14 protein-coding genes are annotated in these 19509 nt (G+C 63.4%); 2 read left to right on the top strand and 12 right to left on the bottom strand.

Annotation, left to right across the window (positions count from 1 at the left end; all coding sequences use genetic code 11):
* Positions 1–2: 2 nt before the first annotated feature.
* The 6 genes from AAHE99_RS25095 to AAHE99_RS25070 form a co-directional block, all read right to left on the bottom strand.
* Entirely contained in the window at positions 3–1004 is a 1002-nt protein-coding gene (locus tag AAHE99_RS25095; RefSeq protein WP_342120585.1) for an AAA family ATPase, read from the bottom strand.
* The gene (locus AAHE99_RS25090; RefSeq protein ID WP_342120583.1) at positions 1001–1621 is read right to left on the bottom strand and encodes a DUF4159 domain-containing protein; all 621 of its coding nucleotides are present in this window, start codon (positions 1619–1621) and stop codon (positions 1001–1003) included. Before AAHE99_RS25090 ends, AAHE99_RS25095 begins: the two co-directional genes overlap by 4 nt.
* A gap of 3 nt (positions 1622–1624) precedes the next feature.
* A complete protein-coding gene (locus tag AAHE99_RS25085) occupies positions 1625–2959 on the bottom strand; it encodes a TldD/PmbA family protein (RefSeq protein WP_342120581.1) in 1335 nt (444 codons plus the stop codon).
* Positions 2960–2968: 9 nt separating this feature from the next.
* Positions 2969–4606, bottom strand: a complete 1638-nt coding sequence (locus AAHE99_RS25080; RefSeq protein ID WP_342120580.1) for a TldD/PmbA family protein — start codon at positions 4604–4606, stop codon at positions 2969–2971.
* Positions 4607–4723: 117 nt separating this feature from the next.
* Positions 4724–6061, bottom strand: coding sequence for a TldD/PmbA family protein (locus tag AAHE99_RS25075; protein WP_342120579.1), 1338 nt, complete (start codon positions 6059–6061; stop codon positions 4724–4726).
* A 16-nt stretch (positions 6062–6077) separates the two neighbouring features.
* Positions 6078–7712 (bottom strand): TldD/PmbA family protein, encoded by a 1635-nt coding sequence (locus AAHE99_RS25070; protein WP_342120578.1) that lies wholly within the window; start codon positions 7710–7712, stop codon positions 6078–6080.
* 308 nt (positions 7713–8020) lie between these two features.
* On the opposite strand from AAHE99_RS25070, the gene AAHE99_RS25065 reads away from it, so the two are divergent.
* Both AAHE99_RS25065 and AAHE99_RS25060 read left to right on the top strand, forming a co-directional pair.
* Entirely contained in the window at positions 8021–8836 is an 816-nt protein-coding gene (locus AAHE99_RS25065) for a class I SAM-dependent methyltransferase (RefSeq protein ID WP_342120576.1), read from the top strand.
* Positions 8837–9679 carry a hypothetical protein gene (locus AAHE99_RS25060; protein WP_342120574.1) on the top strand — a complete coding sequence of 281 codons (843 nt, stop codon included), beginning with the start codon at positions 8837–8839 and terminating at the stop codon, positions 9677–9679. It begins immediately after the preceding gene.
* 158 nt (positions 9680–9837) lie between these two features.
* Here the strand turns inward: AAHE99_RS25060 and AAHE99_RS25055 are convergent, their stop codons facing one another.
* The 6 genes from AAHE99_RS25055 to AAHE99_RS25030 form a co-directional block, all read right to left on the bottom strand.
* Positions 9838–11442 carry a serine hydrolase gene (locus tag AAHE99_RS25055; protein WP_446728959.1) on the bottom strand — a complete coding sequence of 535 codons (1605 nt, stop codon included), beginning with the start codon at positions 11440–11442 and terminating at the stop codon, positions 9838–9840.
* Between the two features lie 2 nt (positions 11443–11444).
* Entirely contained in the window at positions 11445–13286 is a 1842-nt protein-coding gene (locus AAHE99_RS25050) for a M1 family metallopeptidase (protein ID WP_342120572.1), read from the bottom strand.
* Positions 13287–13334: 48 nt separating this feature from the next.
* Positions 13335–13607: a type II toxin-antitoxin system RelE/ParE family toxin gene (locus AAHE99_RS25045; protein ID WP_342120571.1), complete on the bottom strand. Its 273-nt coding sequence runs from the start codon at positions 13605–13607 to the stop codon at positions 13335–13337.
* Between the two features lie 11 nt (positions 13608–13618).
* Complete coding sequence (gene relB / locus AAHE99_RS25040; protein ID WP_342120570.1) at positions 13619–13810, bottom strand: type II toxin-antitoxin system RelB family antitoxin; 192 nt, start codon at positions 13808–13810, stop codon at positions 13619–13621.
* 62 nt (positions 13811–13872) lie between these two features.
* Entirely contained in the window at positions 13873–14460 is a 588-nt protein-coding gene (locus tag AAHE99_RS25035) for a hypothetical protein (RefSeq protein WP_342120569.1), read from the bottom strand.
* A 34-nt stretch (positions 14461–14494) separates the two neighbouring features.
* A partial coding sequence (locus AAHE99_RS25030) for a GH36-type glycosyl hydrolase domain-containing protein (protein ID WP_342120568.1) occupies positions 14495–19509 on the bottom strand: 5015 nt, incomplete at its 5' end.

Genomic DNA, 19509 nt, shown 5'->3' with positions numbered 1-19509 from the left:
GCTTATTCGGGTTTGATGGCGTCGCGCAGCGCGGCCAGGATGTCGGCGATGGCAATGCCGTCCGCCTCCGCCTCGAAGTTGCGCAGCACGCGGTGCGCCAGCACCGGCAGCAGCATGTGGCCGATATCCTCGCGCGTCACGGCCAGGCGGCCCTGCATCAGCGCACGCGCCTTGGATGCCAGCACCAGCGCCTGCCCCGCGCGCGGTCCGGCACCCCAGCCGACATGCTTCTTCACCGCCTCCACCGTGGTTTCGCGCGGACGGGTAGCGCGCACCAGGCGCGTCGCATAGCGCAGCAAGTGCTCGCCGATTTCAATATCGCGCACCAGTGCCTGCAAGCGCAGCAAGGTCGCCACATCCATCGCAGGCTCGGCATCTTTCAGGCCGGCATGCGTGGTGGCCGACACCATCGCGATCTCCTCATCCTCGGTCGGATAGCCGACGTCGATATGCAGCAGGAAGCGGTCCAGCTGCGCTTCCGGCAGCGGATAAGTACCCGCCTGTTCGATCGGGTTCTGCGTCGCCAGCACGAAGAATGGACGCGGCAGCTTGTGGGTCTGGCCGGCGAAGGTGACCGAGCGTTCCTGCATCGCCTCCAGCAGCGCCGATTGCGTCTTCGGCGGTGCGCGGTTGATCTCGTCCGCCAGCAGCACCTGCGTGAACACCGGCCCTTGCTGGAAGCGGAACTCGCGCTTCTTGGTAGCGTGGTCCTCTTCCAGGATCTCGGTGCCGACAATATCGGACGGCATCAGGTCCGGCGTGAACTGCACGCGGCGGAACTCCATGTCGGTCGCCTGCGCCAGCGACTTGACCAGCAGCGTCTTGCCCAGCCCCGGAACACCCTCCACCAGCGCATGGCCGCCGCCCAGCAGGCAGATGATCAGCGAATCGATCACCTCTTCCTGGCCGATAATGACCTTGCCCATGCTGGCCTTCAGGGCCTTCACCTTGGCGTGCAGTACGCCGATCTCGTTCTCGCTCCAGCCGCTTTCAGCCACGGTCATGCTCCCAACGCGTATTGAATGATATTGACTGCGAAGCGCGTGTTGTCGATTGCCAGCCAGCGCTTGTTGCGGAAGTCATAGTCCCACTCGCAGCCATAGTCCTTATTGCTATACAAAATCCTGATGCGGCCGTTGAATTCAACTGCCTTCAGGTAGTCGTGCACCAGGTCGTCGCCCCAGCCATTCAACTCCATCGACGTATTCGGCGGGCCGTCGAATTTGAAGAAGGCCGAATACAGCTGATGGTTGTTGGGGATCTTGTGCAGTGCTTTGCCGCCGAAAATCTTTGCCACTTCCGCTTCAAACGATTTCGCGAACAGGCCGTCGATGTCGTGGTTGCAGTCGTCGATGAAAACGAAGCCGCCGCCCTTCACATAGCGCTCGAAGTTTTTCCGTTCCGCCGGGGTGAATTGCACCAGCTTGTGGCCGGCCAGGTAGCAGAACGGGGCTTCCAGCATCTTGGGGTCGGACAGCGCGACGATGCGTTCAACCGGGTCAACTTTCAGCGTCGTGTATTCGACCAGGGAGTTGAGCACGTTGCTCGGCATCCGGATATCGACATCCCAATCGCCCGACTCGTAAGTCAGGCGGGTGAAATAGAAATCGTAAGCGGGCATTCCTTAAACCGCGTCGGACAGCGACGTGAAGTTGAAGTCGCGCACCTTCATCGAAGGAATCATCAGCTTACGCGCATCGGTGTCGCCGATCAGCACCGGACGTCCCAGTTCATCAATGTTGTTCAGCATCGACACCGGGCTGTCGTTGAAGCGGAAGTTCTTCACCGGGTGCTTGACCTTGCCGTTCTCGATGTAGAAGGTGCCATCGCGGGTCAGGCCGGTCAGCGCCACCGATTGCGGATCCACCATGCGGATATACCAGGTGCGGGTCACCAGGATGCCCTTCTTGGTGGAGGCAACCAGCTCCTCGGTCGACTTGGAGCCGCCCGCCATGATGATGTTGCCCGCCGGCGGAGTGGCCGCCTTGTTCTGCTTCTGCGCCCAGAAGCGGTTGTAATCCAGCGAAGTGATCACACCGTTCTTGATCAGGTCGCGGCGCGCACGCGCCTGCATCGAACCCTGGTCCCAAGGCAGCACCGGTGCATTCGGATCCCACGGGTCGGTCCAGATATTCACCTGCTCGTCGAACAGCTTGTCACCCAGGCGGTTGGCGCCGCCCTTCTTGGACAGGAAGCTGCGGCCTTCGTCTGCCGAACGCGCGTCGAAAGCATTGAACATGAAGTTCAGCAGGTCGTTGGTCGCAGCAGGCTCCATGACCACGGTGTAGCGGCCCGGCTCCAGCGCCTTGGCATCCACCGAGCGCAGCGCCTTCTCGATGGCGATATCGGAAGCGGCGCGCGGATCGAAAGCCTTCGGATCGTAAGCGGCGCGGCTGACCCAGCCCGAACCACGGCCATCATTGGTGCGGGTGGTGACGGTGAAGTTCAGGCCCGCCAGCTCCTGGAAGCCGAACACGCCGTTCGAGTTGGCGATGCAGTCGAAACCCACGCTGTCGTTGAAGAAGCCCGCAGCCTGCAGGCCCGCTTTCTTGGCCGCTTCGATCGAGGCGAAAGCCACGTCAGCACGGTAATCCGGATTGAAGGCATCCGCATTGCGGCTGAAGGTATTGGTCGCCTTGAAGTCCTGCTTGCCCACGGCCGGCATGAACTCCGGATTCTCCGGCGCCAGGCGCGCGATTTCCTCGGCGCGGCGCACGGCGTTTTCCAGCGACTTGGCGTCGAACTGGTTGCAGGTGGCGGAGCCTTGCTTCTTGCCGAAGGCCACGCTCACCACCAGGGTGGTGTCTTCGATCTGGCCGGCGGTGGAGACGCTGTTGTTCGCGTAGCGCACATTGCCCTTGCGGCTGCCGCTCAAGTTGATGCGGCATTCGTCGGCCTTGGACATGGCCATCACTTTGTCGCAGATGCTTTTTGCTTCGTCTTTGCTCAAGAGTTTCATGTCGCGTCCTTAGTCAATCTTGCGGGCAGTGTTGATCACATTGATAGCGTTGAAGCGGGTGGTCGAGGAACCGTGCGAAACGGCGCTGACCTGGCTTGGCTGGCCTTTACCGTCGAAGAAGGAACCGCCCATGCGCCAGTCCTTCTGGTCGCAGATGGCGGAGCAGGAATTCCAGAACTCCTGGGTGTTCGACTGGTAGGCCACGTCGTTCAGCATCTGGCCCACTTTGCCGTCCTTGATCTCGTAGAACAGCTGGCCGCCGAACTGGAAGTTGTAGCGCTGCTGGTCGATCGAGTACGAGCCGCGGCCCAGGATGTAGATGCCTTTCTTCACATCCTTGACCATATCGTCCGGCGACATAGTCTTCTTGCCCGCTTCCAGCGACACGTTCGGCATGCGCTGGAACTGCACGCTGCTCCACGAATCTGCGTACGAGCAGCCGTGCGATTCCTTCTCGCCGATGATGTGCGCCTGGTCGCGCGTGGCCTGGTAATTGACCAGGATGCCGTTGCGGATCAGGTCCCACTTCTTGCCCGCTACGCCCTCATCGTCGTAGCCCACCGCGCCCAGCGAACCCGGGGTGGTCTTGTCGGCGACGAAGTTGACGATATCGGCGCCGTACTTGAAGTTCTTGCCCTTCCACTTGTCCAGCGTAGCGAAGGAGGTGCCTGCGTAATTGGCCTCGTAGCCCAGCACGCGGTCCAGCTCCGTGGCGTGGCCGACGTTTTCGTGGATGGTCAGGAACAGGTGTTCAGGGCTCAGCACCAGGTCATACTTGCCCGGCTCGACCGACTTGGCGGACAGCTTCTCGCGCGCCTGCTTGCCCGCCGCCTTGGCGTCTTCGATGATGTCGTAGCCGCCGTTGTACAACTGGGTCACGCCGCCCGCCGCGCGCACCTTGTGCTCCGGCTTGGCGTCGAAGAATTCATATCCCATGCCGGCTGGCGAGGATAGCCCGTCGCGGGTGCGGAACTTGCCGGTCGATTTGTCCACGGCGGTGGCGGTGAACGGCGACCACAGACGATGCACATCCTGGTCGATGTAGGAACCGTCGGTGGAAGCGAAGTACTTCTGCTGGTTGACCTGGAACAGGCTGGAAGTCATGAAGGATGCGCCCGCATCCAGGCCAGCCTTGTTGGCGGCCAGCAGCATATCGGCTTTTTCCTTGACCGCAACCGCGCGCCAATCCTTCTTGAAAGGCGTCTGCCATGCGACCTCGCCCACGCCCTTGACCGGCGCCAGTTGTACCGGCGCGGTTTGCAGGCGGGCGTTGGCGCGCGCGATTGCCACGGCCTGGCGCGCGGCATCCACCACCGCGTCCACGGTCATGGCATTGGTGGCGGCGAAGCCGTAGGCGCCATTGGCGATCACGCGTACACCAACACCGGTCGATTCGGTGTTGACGATGTTTTCAACGCGGGTGTCGCGGGTGGTGATGAACTGGTTCAGGTAGCGGCCGATGCGCACGTCGCAATAGCTGGCGCCGGCCTTGGTGGCGGCGTTCAGGGCGGCATCCGCCAATTCTTTCTTGAACTTGCGCGCCATCGGGTTCAGCAAGTCTTCGGCGGCGATGGCGTTGCCGAAGACGGGGACTAGCATGGTGCCGCCAGCAGCAGCGGCGACTTTCAGGAAGGATCTACGTTCCACAATTACTCCAAAATACTTACCCCGGTAACCCAGGGTCAGACCCAATGGTCCGACCCTGTCTACGCGGCGGTTGCGGGCCGGGGTCAGACCCTTGGGCCTGACCCGGGTTTACCGGGTTTAAACAGCGTCCGACAACGAGGTAAAGTTAAAGTCCCTCACCTTCATGGCCGGCACCAGCAGCTGGAACTGCGACTCGTCGCCCGCCAGTACTTCCGGACGGCCCAGCTCCTCGATATTGTTCAACATCGTCACCGGGCTTTCGTTGAAGCGGAAGTTCTTCACCGGATGCTTGATCTTGCCGTTCTCGATGTAGAAGGTGCCGTCGCGTGTCAAACCGGTCAGCAGCACGGTTTGCGGATCGACCATGCGGATATACCAGGTGCGGGTCACCAGGATGCCCTTCTTGGTCGAAGCGATCAGCTCCTCGGTCGACTTGGAGCCTCCGGACATGATGATATTGCCCGGGGCGCCCACCGCGCGCTGGCCCTGTTTCTTGGCCCAGAACGGCGAATAATTCATGGAAGCGATCTTGCCGTTCTTGATGATGTCCATGCGCTCGCGCGCCAGCAGGGTGTTGTTATCCCACGGCAGCACAGGCACGTCCTTGTCCCACGGGTCCGCCCACACGTTCACCTGTTCATCGAACAGCTTCTCGCCCATGCGGTTGCCGCCGCCCTTCTTCGCCAGGAAGCTGCGGCCCTCGTCGGCCGAGCGCGCATCGAAACTGTTGAACATATACGCCAGCAGGTCCGAGGTCGCGGCAGGCTCCAGGATCACGGTATAACGGCCCGGCTCCAGCGCCTTTGCTTCGGCCGAGCGGATCGCCTTCTCCATCGCCACTTCGGCAGCGGCGCGCGGATCGAACTTGTTCACGTCGTTCGCATCGCGGCGCACCCAGCCCGAACCCCGGCCGTCTTCGGTGCGCACCGTGCAGGTGAAATCGATGCCGGTCTGCGACTGGTGGCCGAACACGCCGCGCGAGTTGGCCACGGCTTCAAATGAGGACTGGTCGGTAAAGAAGCCGGCCGCCACCAGGCCCTTCTTCTTGCAGGCCTCGATGCTGTAAGCCGCAACTTGCGCGCGGTACTCGGGATCGATGGCGTCGGTCGACTTGCTGAAGGTGCTGGAAGCCTTGAACGCCTGCTTGTCCGGCGTCGGCATGAACTCCGGATTCTCCGGCGCCAGCCTGGCCAGTTCTTCGGCGCGCTGCACAGCCTTGGCCAGCGACTTGTCGTCGAATTCGTTGATGACCGCCGTGCCCTGCTTCTTGCCGAAAGCGACAGCCACCGCCATCTGGGTATTCTCCACCAGGCCGGCGGTCGATACCGCATTGCGCGCATAGCGGATATTGCCGGTGCGTGCGCCGTTGATGGTGACGATGCATTCGTCGGCTTTGCTCAGCGACATGACCTTGTCGGCGATGCGCTTGGTCTCTTCCTGGTTCAGGATCTTCATTGTCTATCCTCCAGGATTAGCCGATTTTGCGGGCAGTGTTGATCACATTGATGCCGTTGAAGCGGGTGGTCGACGAACCGTGCGACACCGCGCTCACCTGCATCGGCTGGCCTTTGCCGTCGAAGAACGAACCGCCCATGCGCCAGTCGCGCGAATCGCACATGGAGTGGCAGGCGTTCCAGAATTCCTGGGTGTTCGACTGGTAGGCCACGTCTTCCAGCATCTGGCCGATCTTGCCGTCCTTGATTTCATAGAACAGCTGGCCGCCGAACTGGAAGTTGTAGCGCTGCTGGTCGATCGAGAAGGAACCGGCGCCCACGATGTAGATGCCCTTCTTCACGTCCTTCACCAGCTCGTCCGGGGTCAGCTTCTTCTGGCCGGCTTTCAGCGACACGTTCGGCATGCGCTGGAACTGCACATTGCTCCAGGAGTCCGCGTAGGAGCAGCCGTGCGATTCCTTCTCGCCGATGACTGCCGCCTGGTCGCGCGTGGCCTGGTAGTTGACCAGGATGCCGTCCTTGATGATGTCCCACTTCTTGCACTTGACGCCTTCATCGTCATAGCCGACGGCGCCCAGCGAGCCCGGAATCACCTTGTCGGCCTCGATGTTGACCAGGTCGGAGCCGTACTTGAATTTCTTCGACTGCTGCTTGTCCAGGGTAGCGAAGGAAGTGCCGGCGAAGTTCGCCTCATAGCCCAGCACGCGATCCAGTTCGGTCGGGTGGCCGACCGATTCGTGAATGGTCAGCCACATATGCTCCGGCGACAGCACCAGGTCGTACTTGCCCGGCTCCACCGACTTGGCGGACAGCTTCTCCTTGGCCTGGCGGCCGGCGGCTTTGGCGTCCTCGATCAGGTCATAGGAACGGCCGTACAGCGTGGCGACGCCGCCCGCCGCCTTGACCTTGTCCTCCTTGCGGCCGTCCAGGTATTCATAGCCCATGCCGACCGGGGTGCCCAGGTCCGAACGCGCGCGGAACTTGCCGGTCGACTTGTCGACGGCGGTGGCGAAGAACGGAACCCACAGGCGGTGCAGGTCCTGGTCGATGTAGGAACCGTCGGTGGAAGCGAAATACTTCTGCTGGTTGACCTGGAACAGCAAGGACTGGATGAAGGAAGCGCCCGATTCCAACGCGCCCTTGTTGGCGGTGATCAGCAGGTCGGCCTTTTCCTTGATCGGCACGGTGCGCCAGTCCTTCTTGATCGGGGTAGCCCAGGACACTTCGCCCACGCCCGGCGTAGGCGCCAGCTGCACGCCGGCTGCCTGCAGCTTGGCGTTGGCTTTGGCGATGGCGACCGCCTGGCGCGCCGCGCCGGCCACGCCGTCCGGCGACATATCGCTGGTGGCGGCAAAGCCGTAAGCGCCGTTGGCGATCACGCGCACGCCCACGCCTGCGGACTCGGTATTGGTGACGTTCTCGATGTTCAGGTCGCGGGTGGTGATGAACTGGTTCAGGTAGCGGCCAATGCGCACGTCGCAATAGCTGGCGCCGGCCTGGGTCGCCGCGGTCAGCGCGGTATCGGCCAGCATTTTTTTGAACTTCACTTCCACCGGCTTAATCAGCTCGTCGGCCGCGATGGCGCGGCCAAAAGGCATCATCATGGCGGCCATTGCACCGCCGCTCAGATTAAGAAATGCACGTCGTTCCATTAGTCTCTCCAGGGTTATCGTTATTTACCTAAGACAGCTTGCAGGGTTCAAATCGTACGCAATTTTTGTGCCATTGTGTAAAGCTTGTACAAAGGCGAAACAAAAGTCGGGGTCGTGTCTGACATTCGGACATTTGCCCAAGGCAAATGTCCGAATGTCAGACACGACCCCGACTTTTTACTGTCCGACGAGTGTCCGCACACCGTCCGCGCGGACACTTGACCGGGCGGCCAGCTTGCACGATCATCAAGTCCCGGACGACCGGACCCGCCGTGTCGCCCCGCCCAACGAAAAAAGGAGACTTCTGAATGAAACAGTACGTCCTGGCCGGCCTGCTGGCCGTTGGCTTCACCAGTTTTTCCGGCGCTGCCCTGGCCGATACGGCCCTGAAAACGGCGATCGCCAGCCCGACCCGCAACGCCGACAACGTCAAGCGCGACCAATACCGCCACCCTTATGAAACCCTGACCTTCTTCGGCATCAAACCGAATATGACGGTGGTCGAACTGTCGCCGGGCGGCGGCTGGTACACCGAAATCCTGGCGCCCTACCTGCGCGACCAGGGCAAGCTGATCACCGCCGGCGCCAGCCCGGAATCGGCCAGCGAGAACGTGCGCAAGGGCGCCGCCAGGTTCCAGGAGTTCCTGTCCAAGCAGCCGGGGCGCGACAAGGTGGTGCTGGGCGCCTTCGAGCCAAACAACGGCGTGTACAACTTCGCACCCAAAGGCAGCGCCGACATGGTGCTCACCTTCCGCAATATCCATAACTGGATCGGCACCGGCGACGAGAACATGAAGAAGCTGATGGCCAGCATCTACGATAGCCTGAAACCGGGCGGCATCTTCGGCGTTGAGGAACATCGCCTGCCGGCTTCCATGACCCAGGACGCCAAGGCCAGCACCGGCTATATGCACGAGGCCTATGTGATCAAGATGGCCGAGCAGGCCGGCTTCAAGCTGGTGGCCAAGTCGGAAGTGAACGCCAACGCCAAGGACAGCGCCAACCATGAAAACGGCGTGTGGGCGCTGCCGCCGACCTTCACCAACAAGGACAAGGACCGCGCCAAGTACGCCGCCATCGGCGAAAGCGACCGCATGACCCTCAAGTTCGTCAAACCGCAATAAGTGTTACGAAAGCTGCAACACGCTGCCGCCGGCCTGCTGCTGGCGGCGGCATCCACCCTGGCATGGGCGGCCCCGCCGATGCGCTTCATCCTGCCCGCCGTCACGCCGGGCGCCGAGGTACAAGCCAACTACTTCCCCCAGCTGCTGCGCCTTGCGCTGGAAAAGACGGAAGGGCCGTTCACCATCGAGTTTTACCCGCACGAGCTGACCAGCCCACGCCGCACGCTGGAAATCAAGCGCAATGGCGTGATCAACATCATGTGGGACGGCACCGACGCCCAGCGCGAGCGCGAGCTGCTGCCGGTCCGCATCTCGCTGGTGCGCGACCTGAACGACTACCGCGTATTCCTGATCCGCAAAGACGATGAGGCGCGCTTCCGCGCAGTGCGCACGCTGGACGACCTGCGCCGCCTGAGCGCGGGCGGTGGCGTCAGCTGGCCTTCGGTGGAGGTGCTGCGCCACAATGGCCTGAAGGTGGAAACGGCGATCAACTACACCTCCCTGTTCCCGATGCTGAAAGCGAAGCGTTTCGACTACCTGCCGCGCGGCGTGCATGAAGCGTGGGCCGAGGAACAGCAGTACGCGAGGGAGGGCTTGATGGTGGAGCCGACCATCTTCCTGCACTACCGGGTGCCGTTCTACTTCTTTGTCAGCAAAGAGAACCGCGCGATGGCGGAACGGGTGGAGAGAGGATTGAAGCTTGCGATGGCGGACGGCAGCTACGACAAGCTATTGAATGGCTACCCTGCTTTCCGCCGCGCGCTGGCGGAGATCGCCGCGCGCAAGCGCAAGGTATTTGAGCTGGAACTTCCTAGCGGGACTGCAGGTGGCTCATCAAAGTAAGAAAGCCATACACGGCTACGGACATACCGCCGCAAACAGCGGCAATCGATAAGATCAGGCTATTCATTCACTCTCCCATGTGCGCAGGACAGGCAATATTATGCTGCATGTGCACATGAAAGAGTCTCACAGATAGTTTCAACTTTGTCTGAAATTTGTCACTTCTTCACTGGGGTGAACGACAAATCCTGGAAGTCGTAGCTGAAATCGGTCTCTTTCGAGATCGGCGCCATCTTCATCTTGTCGATGCTGCCGTCCGGGTTCAGCGAGAACGTCACATAGGCGTCGGCGTTGAAGTTGCGTTCCTTCCAGCGCACGATGAACGTGTCGTGCTGGAAGTGCTCCATCGTACCGCTCAGGTCGGGGGTGCGGGTGAAGGTCATCACCTGCTTGCCGCCTTCCTGCTTGATGTTCACCGTGCCGTACCAGGCGTCGTTGTAGTCGCCGTTATAGGATGCCAGCGGCAGCGAAGGTTTGGAGGCGGCCACGCGGCCCGCAGTCAGCTTGCCCTGGCGCGCCATTTCTTCCTTGTGCATCTCGGCTTCCATCTCGGCGTACACCTTGATCCAGTCGGTCGGCGCCGCGCCCATGTAATGGTCCAGGATGCGCCATTGCAGCGCCGTCATGGCCGCGCCGTTTTCCGCATTGGTGAAGATGGCCACGCCCAGCTTATCCTCCGGCACCATCAGGATGCGCGAATAGAATCCCTGCAGCGCGCCGCCGTGCATGGCGACCTTGCGGCCGCGGTAGTCGCGCAGCTGGAAGCCCAGGCCATAAGCGGAGAAGTTCGGCTTGGTGGCGGCCAGCGGCGCTTTCGGCTCGCTGATCTTGATCGGCGTTTGCTGGGTCCACATTTCGCGCGCCTGCTTTACGCTGAACAGCTGCTTGCCGTTCTCCATCTTGCCTTCGTTGAGCAGCACCTGCATCCACTTGGCGATATCCTCGGCATTGGTCTGGACACCCACCGCGCCGACGGCGTTCTGCACCGGCATCGGCTTGACCACGGCGGCCTTGCCATTGATCTTGCTGTGCGGCGCCGAATAGTCGGCGCTCTTCAGCATGTCGTCCACATTGGTGGTGGAACCGGCCATGCCCAGCGGCGCCAGCAGGCGCTCGCGGGTCGCCTCTTCCCAGCTCTTGCCCGACTTCTGCGCGATGATCTTGCCCGCCACGATATACAGCAGGTTGTCGTAGGCGTAGTTGTTGCGGAAGCTGGTAGCCAGCTTCACATAGCGCAGGCGGTCGATGATTTCGTCGGTGGTAAAGCTGGTGGTCGGCCACCACAGCAGGTCGCCCGCGCCCAGCCCCAGGCCGCTGCGGTGCACCAGCAGGTCGCGCACGGTCATGGCGTGGGTCACGTACGGGTCGGCCATCTGGAAGTTCGGCAGGTGTTTGGTGACCGGATCGTCCCAACCCAGCTTGCCCTCGTCCACCAGCTGCGCCAGTGCGGCGGCGGTGAAGGCTTTGGAATTGGAGGCGATTTCAAACAGCGTCTTGCCCGTCACCGGCGCCGGGTCGCCCAGCTTGCGCACGCCGAAGCCCTGGGTGGCGACGACCTTGCCGTCCTTGACGATGGCGATCGCGATGCCCGGCACGTCGAAGGTTTTCAATGCCAGGTTGACATCGCGCGCCAGGTCGAAGGCGGGCGCGCTGGCGGCGCTGGCGGCGACCGAACCTTCCGGCGCGGCGATGGCGGGAGCGTTGATGGCGGCGCCGGCGGCAAAGGCCAGCATCAGCAAGGCGGCGAGTGGTTTCTTCAGCATGGTCATTTCTTCTGCAGTTTGTCGACGGAACCCTGGGTCTCAGGATGGTAACGGGGACGGGCCTTGGCATATACCGCCTTGGCCCATGCGGCTTCGTTGGGGTTGGCCAGCAAAGCCTTGTACAGCGGCACAACGAACTTCTGGCGGCCTACGCTCATCAGGAAAGCGTTCAGCTGCTGGCGTACGCCATAGCCGGCGTGCACGGACGCCAGGTAGAAGCGGAAGCCGATTTCATTGTTCTTCGTATCGCGCAGCTTGAAGGCTTCGTCCAGCTCCTTCATCTGCGCTGCATTGGCCTTGCCGTCGATGCCGTTCAAAAAGTGCATCCATTCCAGCGCGATCCAGCTTTGCGGCTCCAGCGCGGTGGTGGCCAGCTCGCCTTTCAGCCAGGCTTCGCGCTTGGCGTCCAGCGCGGCCAGGCGCGGCGAATTGACGCGCTGCGCACTGGCGGGGATGCCGCTGCCGTACAGCCATTCCTCCAGCTCCGCATCGCCCATGATGTCGGGCTTTTTCGCCAGCAGGTTCTTGCGCAGGTAGTCGACGAATTCCTCGGTGGTGGCCGACTGGAAGGCGTGCTGGTCGAACCAGCCGCGCAGGAACGGGTCGAACAATTCGCGGCCGGCGCGCTGCTCCAGGGTGTGCAGCAGCCACGCACCTTTCGGGTAGGCCAGGCCTTCGTCGGTGTAGGTGTCCGGATTGTTGTCGACATCCCTGGTCAGCAAGGCTTGCTTGGCGGGCGGGATGTCCTTCAGGGAAGCGATGGCTTCGGCCTGCTCCACTTGCAGGTTCAGCTCCGCTACTTCCTTGCCGTACAGGCTCTCCACGATGCGGGTGGTGACGTAGGTGGTGAAGCCCTCGTTCAGCCACCAGTGCTTCCACGAAGCGTTGGTGACCAGGTTGCCGGACCAGCTGTGCGCCAGCTCGTGCGCGATCAGGTCGTTCAGGCTGCGGTCGCCGGCGATCATGGTCGGGGTCAGGAAGGTCATGCGCGGATTTTCCATGCCGCCGATCGGGAACGACGGCGGCAGCACCAGCATGTCGTAGCGCCCCCAGCGATACGGGCCGTACAGCGCTTCGGCCGCGTTCACCATTTTCTCGGTATCGGCCAGCTCCCAGGCGGCGGCATCGATACGGCCTGGTTCCGCATACACGGCGGTGCGCGGGCCCAGGTTGCGCAGCTCGATCTCGCCGATGGCGATGGCCAGCAGGTAGGCCGGGATCGGCTGCGGCATGCGGAAGCTCCAGCCGCCCTTGCCGGTGGCGTGCTGGTCGCCTTCCGCGCTCATCACCACGCGCAGGCCGGCCGGCGCGTCGATGCGGGCGCTATAGGTGAAGCGCACGGCGGGCGTATCCTGCACCGGCGCCCAGGAGCGCGCCTCGATCGATTGCGACTGGCTGAACATGAAGGGGCGCTTGCCGGACAGGGTTTGCGCTGGGGTCATCCACTGCAGCGCGCTGGCGGTCGGCGCGGTACGGTAATGGATACGCACTTTCCCCGGCTGGTCCTGCAGCGCGATGCGCAGGGCGCGGCCCCGCTTCGGGTCCGCCTTGTCCAGCATGAAGGAAGCCGGCGCCCAGCTGCCGTCGGCGCGCTGCACCTGCACCTTGGCGATCTTCAGCTCGCGCGTATCGAGCACCAGGGTACGGGCCGACTTGTCGATCCAGTTCAGCGACAGCTCGGCAAAGCCGGCCAGCGTCTTGCGCGCGAAATCGGCTTTCAGGTCCAGGTGCAGGTCGGTGGTGCGCACTTGGTCATAGCGCGCAAAACTCAGCGGATCCTGGGCCCAGGCCGGCAGCGCAAACGCCGCCGCCAGCGCAGCCGCAGGCAAAGACAGTCGGAACATGGCATCTCTCTGTGGTTACAAGCGCGCAGAGGATAGCACACCGGGCCTTCAGACGGATCGACGCGTATGTAACACGGAAACAATCTCGATTTCGTGCGCATGCACGCGATAAACAATACAGTAGCTAGGATGGAAAACCATTTCGCGGGTTCCTGCCACTCGTCCCGCGCGATACAGGTCGGGCTGCCGCGACAGCCGGTCTACGCAACGATCAAGAGTTTCAAGCATGCGCAGCGCGGCTGACTCACTGCGCTCGGAAAGATATTCAACGATGCTTCTGACATCGTCTTCAGCGGATTGCGACCACCTGATGGGCAGCATGATCGCGGGAGTTACGTGGATTTGACATTCTTACGCTTGGATAGAATGAGCTCGCGCATGCTCTTCATTACTTCGTCGTGCGGAATCAATGGACGTTCCTCCATCAATGCCTTGCTGACCTTTTCGCGGAACCAGCGATCGTACTCAGCCTCGTCTACCGGAGATAATGAATCCAGGTCTGGTGGGATTGGTTTGGTGTTCATAAGGACAGATTACACCAATTCACATGCATCCCAAGGCAAGCCCTGCTCAAAGTTGCGCAAGATCAATCTTGTCTCAGGCGCTGGCGCTCAGCATTCGCTCTATCTGTCGCATTCTTGACAACATCCCACAATCCGACAGTCTCACCGTTGCAATTCCTCAGAGTTATCTGCAAGAAGTCATCCCCCAACAGGTTTCGCTCGGCGAAGCGAAGGCCCGGATTTTTTGCGTCGTACCACTCTTTCAAGAATGTCGACGTTTCCGAATACTCAAGTGCCATTGCCCCGTGATGCGCTACGAACCAAACGCGCCCTCTCCGATCGAACACCATTGCCGCACTACCGGGCCAACCACCGTTGGAAAGCCCGACGAAAAGCTCACCATCAGGCGAGGCGACAATATCATCAAAGGCGACATCATTGACTACCAAAAGTACGCGGCCTCGATCACGCATTTGCAATCGAAAAACAGGATCCATCGGATCTTTTCTTGAATCAAAGGTCTGCGATATCACCACGCTCCCAAAAACATAGTCCTTCTTCTTAAATGTCCGAACATTTGATGGCATGTCAGCCAGTGCCTGGCTCCCCAGCGCGCACATACTGGCAACAGCAAGGACCTTGCGTAAAGCGATTACATACTTTCGATGCATACCTGATCCAAATACCGATTGAAGATATCGGATTTTACGCTTTCACGTCGATTTCGTAGGTGTTGCCATCATCGACCAGCGCGATCTCCGTCGGCCCGGAGGCTTGCCCGCGCGTGACGCGCAGGATGTAGGTGCTGCTGCCGTGGCGGTACTGCAGGGTGAAGCCGGGCCAGGCGGCGGGCAGGCGCGGGGCCAGCAGCAGCTTGCCGGCTTGCTTCGTCAAGCCCAGCAGCGATTCCAGCATCAACCGGTACATCCAGCCGGAGGAGCCGGTGTACCAGCTCCAGCCGCCGCGCCCGACGTGCGGTTCGACGGCGTACACGTCGGCGGTCACCACATACGGTTCGACCTTGTAGCGCGCGCAGGCGTCCGGGTCAGAACCGTGGCGCACCGGGTTGATCATGCGCATCAGGTCCCAGGCCCGTTCGATGTCGCCCAGGCGGGCGAAAGCCATCACGGTCCAGATGGCGGCGTGGGTATACTGGCCGCCGTTTTCGCGCACGCCCGGCACGTAGCCGCGGATATAGCCCGGATTCAGGTCGGCTTTGTCGAACGGCGGGTCGAGCAGCTGGATCAGGCCGAAATCGCGCCGTACCAGGCGGGCTTCCACCTGCTCCATCGCACCTTCCACGCGCGCCTGGTCGGCAGCGCCGGTCAGCACGCCCCAGCTTTGCGAGATCGAGTCGATCTGGCATTCCTCGTTCTGCGCCGAACCAAGCGGCGTGCCGTCGTCGAAGTAGGCGCGGCGGTACCATTCGCCGTCCCAGGCGTTGGCCTCGATATTGGCGGCCAGTTTCTTCGCCTCGCTGCGGCATTCGGTGGCGAAGGCCTCGTCGTCGCGCCGCTCGGCCACTTCGGCAAAGCGCTGCAGCACTTCGATCAGGAACCAGGCCAGCCACACGCTTTCACCCTTGCCATGCTCGCCCACCTTGTCCATGCCGTCGTTCCAGTCGCAGGAGCCGATCAGCGGCAAGCCATGCTCGCCAAAGCGCAGGCCGTTGCGGATGGCGCGCACGCAGTGTTCGTAAAGGTCGCCGCTATGCGCCGAGCGGCTCGGCATGTCGTAGTAGGAATCCTCTTCCGGCGCCACCGGGCGGCCTTCGAGATAAGGCGCCTTTTCCTCCAGCACCGACAGGTCGCCGGTGGTGGCGACGTAGCGCGCCGCCGCGAGCGGCAGCCACAGGTAATCGTCGGAGCAGTGCGTGCGCACGCCGCGGTCGGACGGCGGGTGCCACCAGTGCTGCACGTCGCCTTCCACGAACTGGTGCGCCGCGCACAGCACCAGGTGCTCGCGCAGGATGTCGGGGCGCGTGTGCACCATCGCCATCGCGTCCTGCAGCTGGTCGCGGAAGCCGAATGCGCCGCCGCTCTGGTAGTAGCCGCTGCGCGCCCACATGCGGCAGGCAATGGTCTGGTACATCAGCCAGCCGTTCACCAGCACGTCAAGCTCCGGCTCCGGCGTCTGCACCTGCACCGCGCCCAGCACGCGGTCCCAGTGCGCATGCACTTCGGCCAGCGCCTGCATGGCCGCGCCGCGCCCGCCGTGGCGCTGCACCACATTGGTGGCGTCGGCATTGCGCCGCCCACCCATGCCCAGCACGAACACGATCTCGCGTTCCTGGCCCGGCTGCAGCTCGAACGGCGCCTGGATCGCGGCGCAGGCGTCCAGCCCCGCGCCGGCCTTGCCCGACAGGCGCACGCGCCGCAGCGCCGCCGGCCGCGCCAGGCTGCCATTGCGGCCGATGAATTCCGTGCGGTCGCAGGTTACGGTGCGCACCGATGCGTCGGCGTTGAAGAAGGCCACCCGGCCCGAGAATTCCGAGTTGTAGGCATTGCGCGCGAACAGCGCGCCGGTGACCGGATCGATTTCGGTCACGATATGCATGCCGGACTTGGAGCGCATATCGCCCAGCACCCATTCCACATAGCCGGTCGCGGACAGCTTGCGCGCCGTGCCCGAATCGTTGCGCACCCGGATCACGGTGTAGCGCACCGGCGAATCGAGCGCCACGAAGGTGGTCATGCTGCTGGCGATGCCCGCCTCCGCGTACTCGAAGGTGCTGTAGCCAAAACCGTGGCGCGTCAGGTAGCTGCCCGCGCCCGGCGCTGGCAAGGCCGACGGCGACCAGAAGCGGCCGCTCGACTCGTCGCGCAGGTAGAAGGCCTCGCCGCTCAGGTCCGACACCGGGTCGTTATGCCATGGCGTCAGCCGGAACTCGTGGGCGTTCTCCTGCCAGGTGTAGGCCTGGCCGCTTTCGGACACCACGCTGCCGAACTGCGGGTTGGCCAGCACGTTGGACCATGGCAGCGGCGTCGGCCGTCCCGGCGCCGTGGCGATCACATACTCCTTGCCGTCCGGTGTGAAGCCGCCCAGGCCATTGGCCAGCAGCAGGCCGCCCGGCAGCGGCACGCCGGCGGCGGCGCCGCGTTCGCGCTCAGCGGCCTCGCTGCGCGCTTCCGGCAGCAGCGGCGGCATGCGCAAGGTCGGCGCCACGCCGCGCTTCAATTGCTCGGCCAGCGTGCCGCGCTCGTCGCTCAGCACCGCGCGCGCCACGGTCTGCAGCAGCACCCGGTCTTCCGGCGCGATGCCTTCGGTCGGACGCACGAAGATGCCGCCCGGCCGGTCGATCGCCTGCGCATCGATGCCAGAGGCGATCAGGCCCATGATCTGGTCGTGCAGCGCCTGGCGGTAGCCGGAACGGTCCTCGTACCAGATCACCAGGTCCACCACCAGCCCTTTCAGGCGCCAGTAGGCGTGCGCCTGCACCAGCTGGCGCGCCAGTTCGATGTTGGCGGCATCGCGGATCTCCATCAGCACGATCGGCAGGTCGCCCGAAATGGCGTAGGCCCACAGGCCGGACTGCCCGCGCTGGTTGCGCACCAGCACGCCCTGGTCGGCGCGCAGCGCGGAATTGGGGTAGATCACATGGTTGGCCAGGCGCGCGTACAGCTGCGCCTCCGCCTCGCTGGCATTGAGCTGGCGCAGCACCACCTGGCTGTGGGTCCAGGCCAGTTCGAACACGCGGTCGGCCATGTGGCGGTCCTGGTACTTGTCGATCAGGTACTGCGCCGCCTCGCGCGTATCGGTCATGCCGGTCGCCACGTCGATCACCGAGACCTGGCCCGGTTCCAGCGCAATGCGGTAGCGGATCGCCACCACCGGATCGAGCACCGAACCCTGGCTGCCCGACAGCGGCCCCGGCTCCAGCACGGCAATCGGATTCTGCGCGGTGTTGCCGCGCCCGATGAAGCGCGCGCGGTCGGTCTCATACGACACATCCTGCACCTGCGCGTCGTGCACCGTCATCACATGCAGCAGGTAGGGCGTCTGCTCGCCCTTGCCGCGCGGCCGGCGCGTACACAGGATGGCGCTTTCGTCGGCCACCACCTCGGTCTGCACGAACAGCTTGCTGAACGCCGGGTGGGCCGCATCGGCCGCCGCCGGCGCCATCACCACCTCGGCAAAGCTGGTGATCTCGATGATGCGGCGGCGCTCGGAATGGTTGCTGATGCGCGTGCGGCGCATCTCGATATCGTCCTCCGGCGACACCACTATTTCAGTGTACAGCTCGATCTCGTTGTCGCTGCGGCGGAATTCGGCGCGGCCTTCGGAGAAGATCACTTCCAGCCGCTTCGGCTCGGCCAGGGTCGGCTGGTAGGTGGTGGACCAGTAGGCGCCGCTCTCCACGTCCTGCACGTAGCAGAACTGGCCCCAGTTGTCGCGCGTGCTGTCTTCGCGCCAGCGCGTCACCGACAGGTTGTTCCAGCGGCTGTAGCTGCCGCCGGCGCTGCTCACCATCACGTGGTAGCGGCCGTTCGACAGCAGCTGGGTTTCCGGCACCGGCGGCGTGGCCTGGTTCAGGATGCGCATCGGCGCCGCCTGTTCCGGCAGCGCGCTGCGCACCGACGCCTGCTCCGCGCTGGCCGAATGGAAGGCGCCGATGCGCGGGCTGCGCTCCTGCAGCACCAGCAGGGTCGATTGCAGCAGCGGATCCGATTCGAAGCGGCGCTGCATCGGCCGGTCGTTCAGCACATAGCTCAGGGCCAGCAGGCCCATGCCCTGGTGGTGCACCATGAAGGACTTCACGATGGCGAACTGCTGGCCGCGCGGCAGGCGCGCCGTCGTGTAATCGATCGCCTCGTAGAAGCCGTAGCGCCCCATGAAGCCCATGACCGCCATCTTCTGCAGGTTCTGGCACGCCGCATCCGGATCGACCATCAACCCCAGCATGGTGGCGTAGGGCGCCACCACCAGGTCTTCCGCCAGGCCGCGTTTCAGGCCGATGCCAGGCACGCCGAAGGCGCGGTACTGGTAGTTCAGCGCGGCATCGGTGGTGTTGTAGCCGGATTCGGAAATCCCCCACGGCACGTTGCGCTGCCGGGCGTATTCGATCTGCGCCGCCACCACCGAGGCGTAGGTCTGGTCCAGCAGGGTGCTCGGATAAGTCGGCATCACCAGCAGCGGCATCAGGTACTCGAACATCGAGCCGCTCCACGACAGCAGCACCGGCTGGCCGTGCACGATGCACAGCTGGCGCCCCATGGCGAACCAGTGCTCCTGCGGCAGCTGGCCCTGGGCGATGGCGACAAAGCTGGCCAGCCGCACTTCGGAGGCCAGCAGGTCATAGCAGCTGGCATCCAGCCGCCGCTCGCTCAGGTTGTAGCCGATGGCCAGCAGCTTGGTGGTCGGGTTGAACAGGAAGCCGTATTCGACCTGGGCGAATTCATTGGCCTGGTGCGACAGGCGGTTCAGCGCATCAAGCCGCGCCCGCGCACGTTCGGCGCCCTGCTCCACCAGCGCCGCGATCTGCTGCTGGCGTTCGCGCTCGTCCGGCGCCAGGTCGCTGGGCGCCGCACCGGGCAGCGGCCAGCCCGCCAGCTCGCGCAGCGTCGGCACGCGGTCCAGCGCGCTGTCGTATTGCGCCTGCGCCGCTGCGCCGACCCAGGGCGCCAGCTCGTCCAGTTCATCCAGCGCGGCGCGGCATTGCGCATGCAGCGCCGCCGCCCATGCCGCCAGGGCCGGGTCGAGCGGGCCGCCGGTCTGGCGCA

The sequence above is a fragment of the Pseudoduganella sp. OTU4001 genome, from assembly GCF_038440195.1.
GTDB lineage: Bacteria > Pseudomonadota > Gammaproteobacteria > Burkholderiales > Burkholderiaceae_D > Rugamonas.
The sequence above is the reverse complement of the archived record's forward strand: the minus strand, read 5'-3'. Positions and strand labels throughout refer to the sequence as shown.

What these genes read in the sequence shown, in the direction of transcription:
- AAHE99_RS25095 (WP_342120585.1), bottom strand. Translation starts at nt 1,004, where the DNA reads ATGACCGTGGCTGAAAGCGGCTGGAGCGAGAACGAGATCGGCGTACTG.
- AAHE99_RS25090 (WP_342120583.1), bottom strand. Translation starts at nt 1,621, where the DNA reads ATGCCCGCTTACGATTTCTATTTCACCCGCCTGACTTACGAGTCGGGC.
- AAHE99_RS25085 (WP_342120581.1), bottom strand. Translation starts at nt 2,959, where the DNA reads ATGAAACTCTTGAGCAAAGACGAAGCAAAAAGCATCTGCGACAAAGTG.
- AAHE99_RS25075 (WP_342120579.1), bottom strand. Translation starts at nt 6,061, where the DNA reads ATGAAGATCCTGAACCAGGAAGAGACCAAGCGCATCGCCGACAAGGTC.
- AAHE99_RS25070 (WP_342120578.1), bottom strand. Translation starts at nt 7,712, where the DNA reads ATGGAACGACGTGCATTTCTTAATCTGAGCGGCGGTGCAATGGCCGCC.
- AAHE99_RS25065 (WP_342120576.1), top strand. Translation starts at nt 8,021, where the DNA reads ATGAAACAGTACGTCCTGGCCGGCCTGCTGGCCGTTGGCTTCACCAGT.
- AAHE99_RS25055 (WP_446728959.1), bottom strand. Translation starts at nt 11,442, where the DNA reads ATGCTGAAGAAACCACTCGCCGCCTTGCTGATGCTGGCCTTTGCCGCC.
- AAHE99_RS25050 (WP_342120572.1), bottom strand. Translation starts at nt 13,286, where the DNA reads ATGTTCCGACTGTCTTTGCCTGCGGCTGCGCTGGCGGCGGCGTTTGCG.
- AAHE99_RS25045 (WP_342120571.1), bottom strand. Translation starts at nt 13,607, where the DNA reads ATGCTGCCCATCAGGTGGTCGCAATCCGCTGAAGACGATGTCAGAAGC.
- relB (WP_342120570.1), bottom strand. Translation starts at nt 13,810, where the DNA reads ATGAACACCAAACCAATCCCACCAGACCTGGATTCATTATCTCCGGTA.
- AAHE99_RS25035 (WP_342120569.1), bottom strand. Translation starts at nt 14,460, where the DNA reads ATGCATCGAAAGTATGTAATCGCTTTACGCAAGGTCCTTGCTGTTGCC.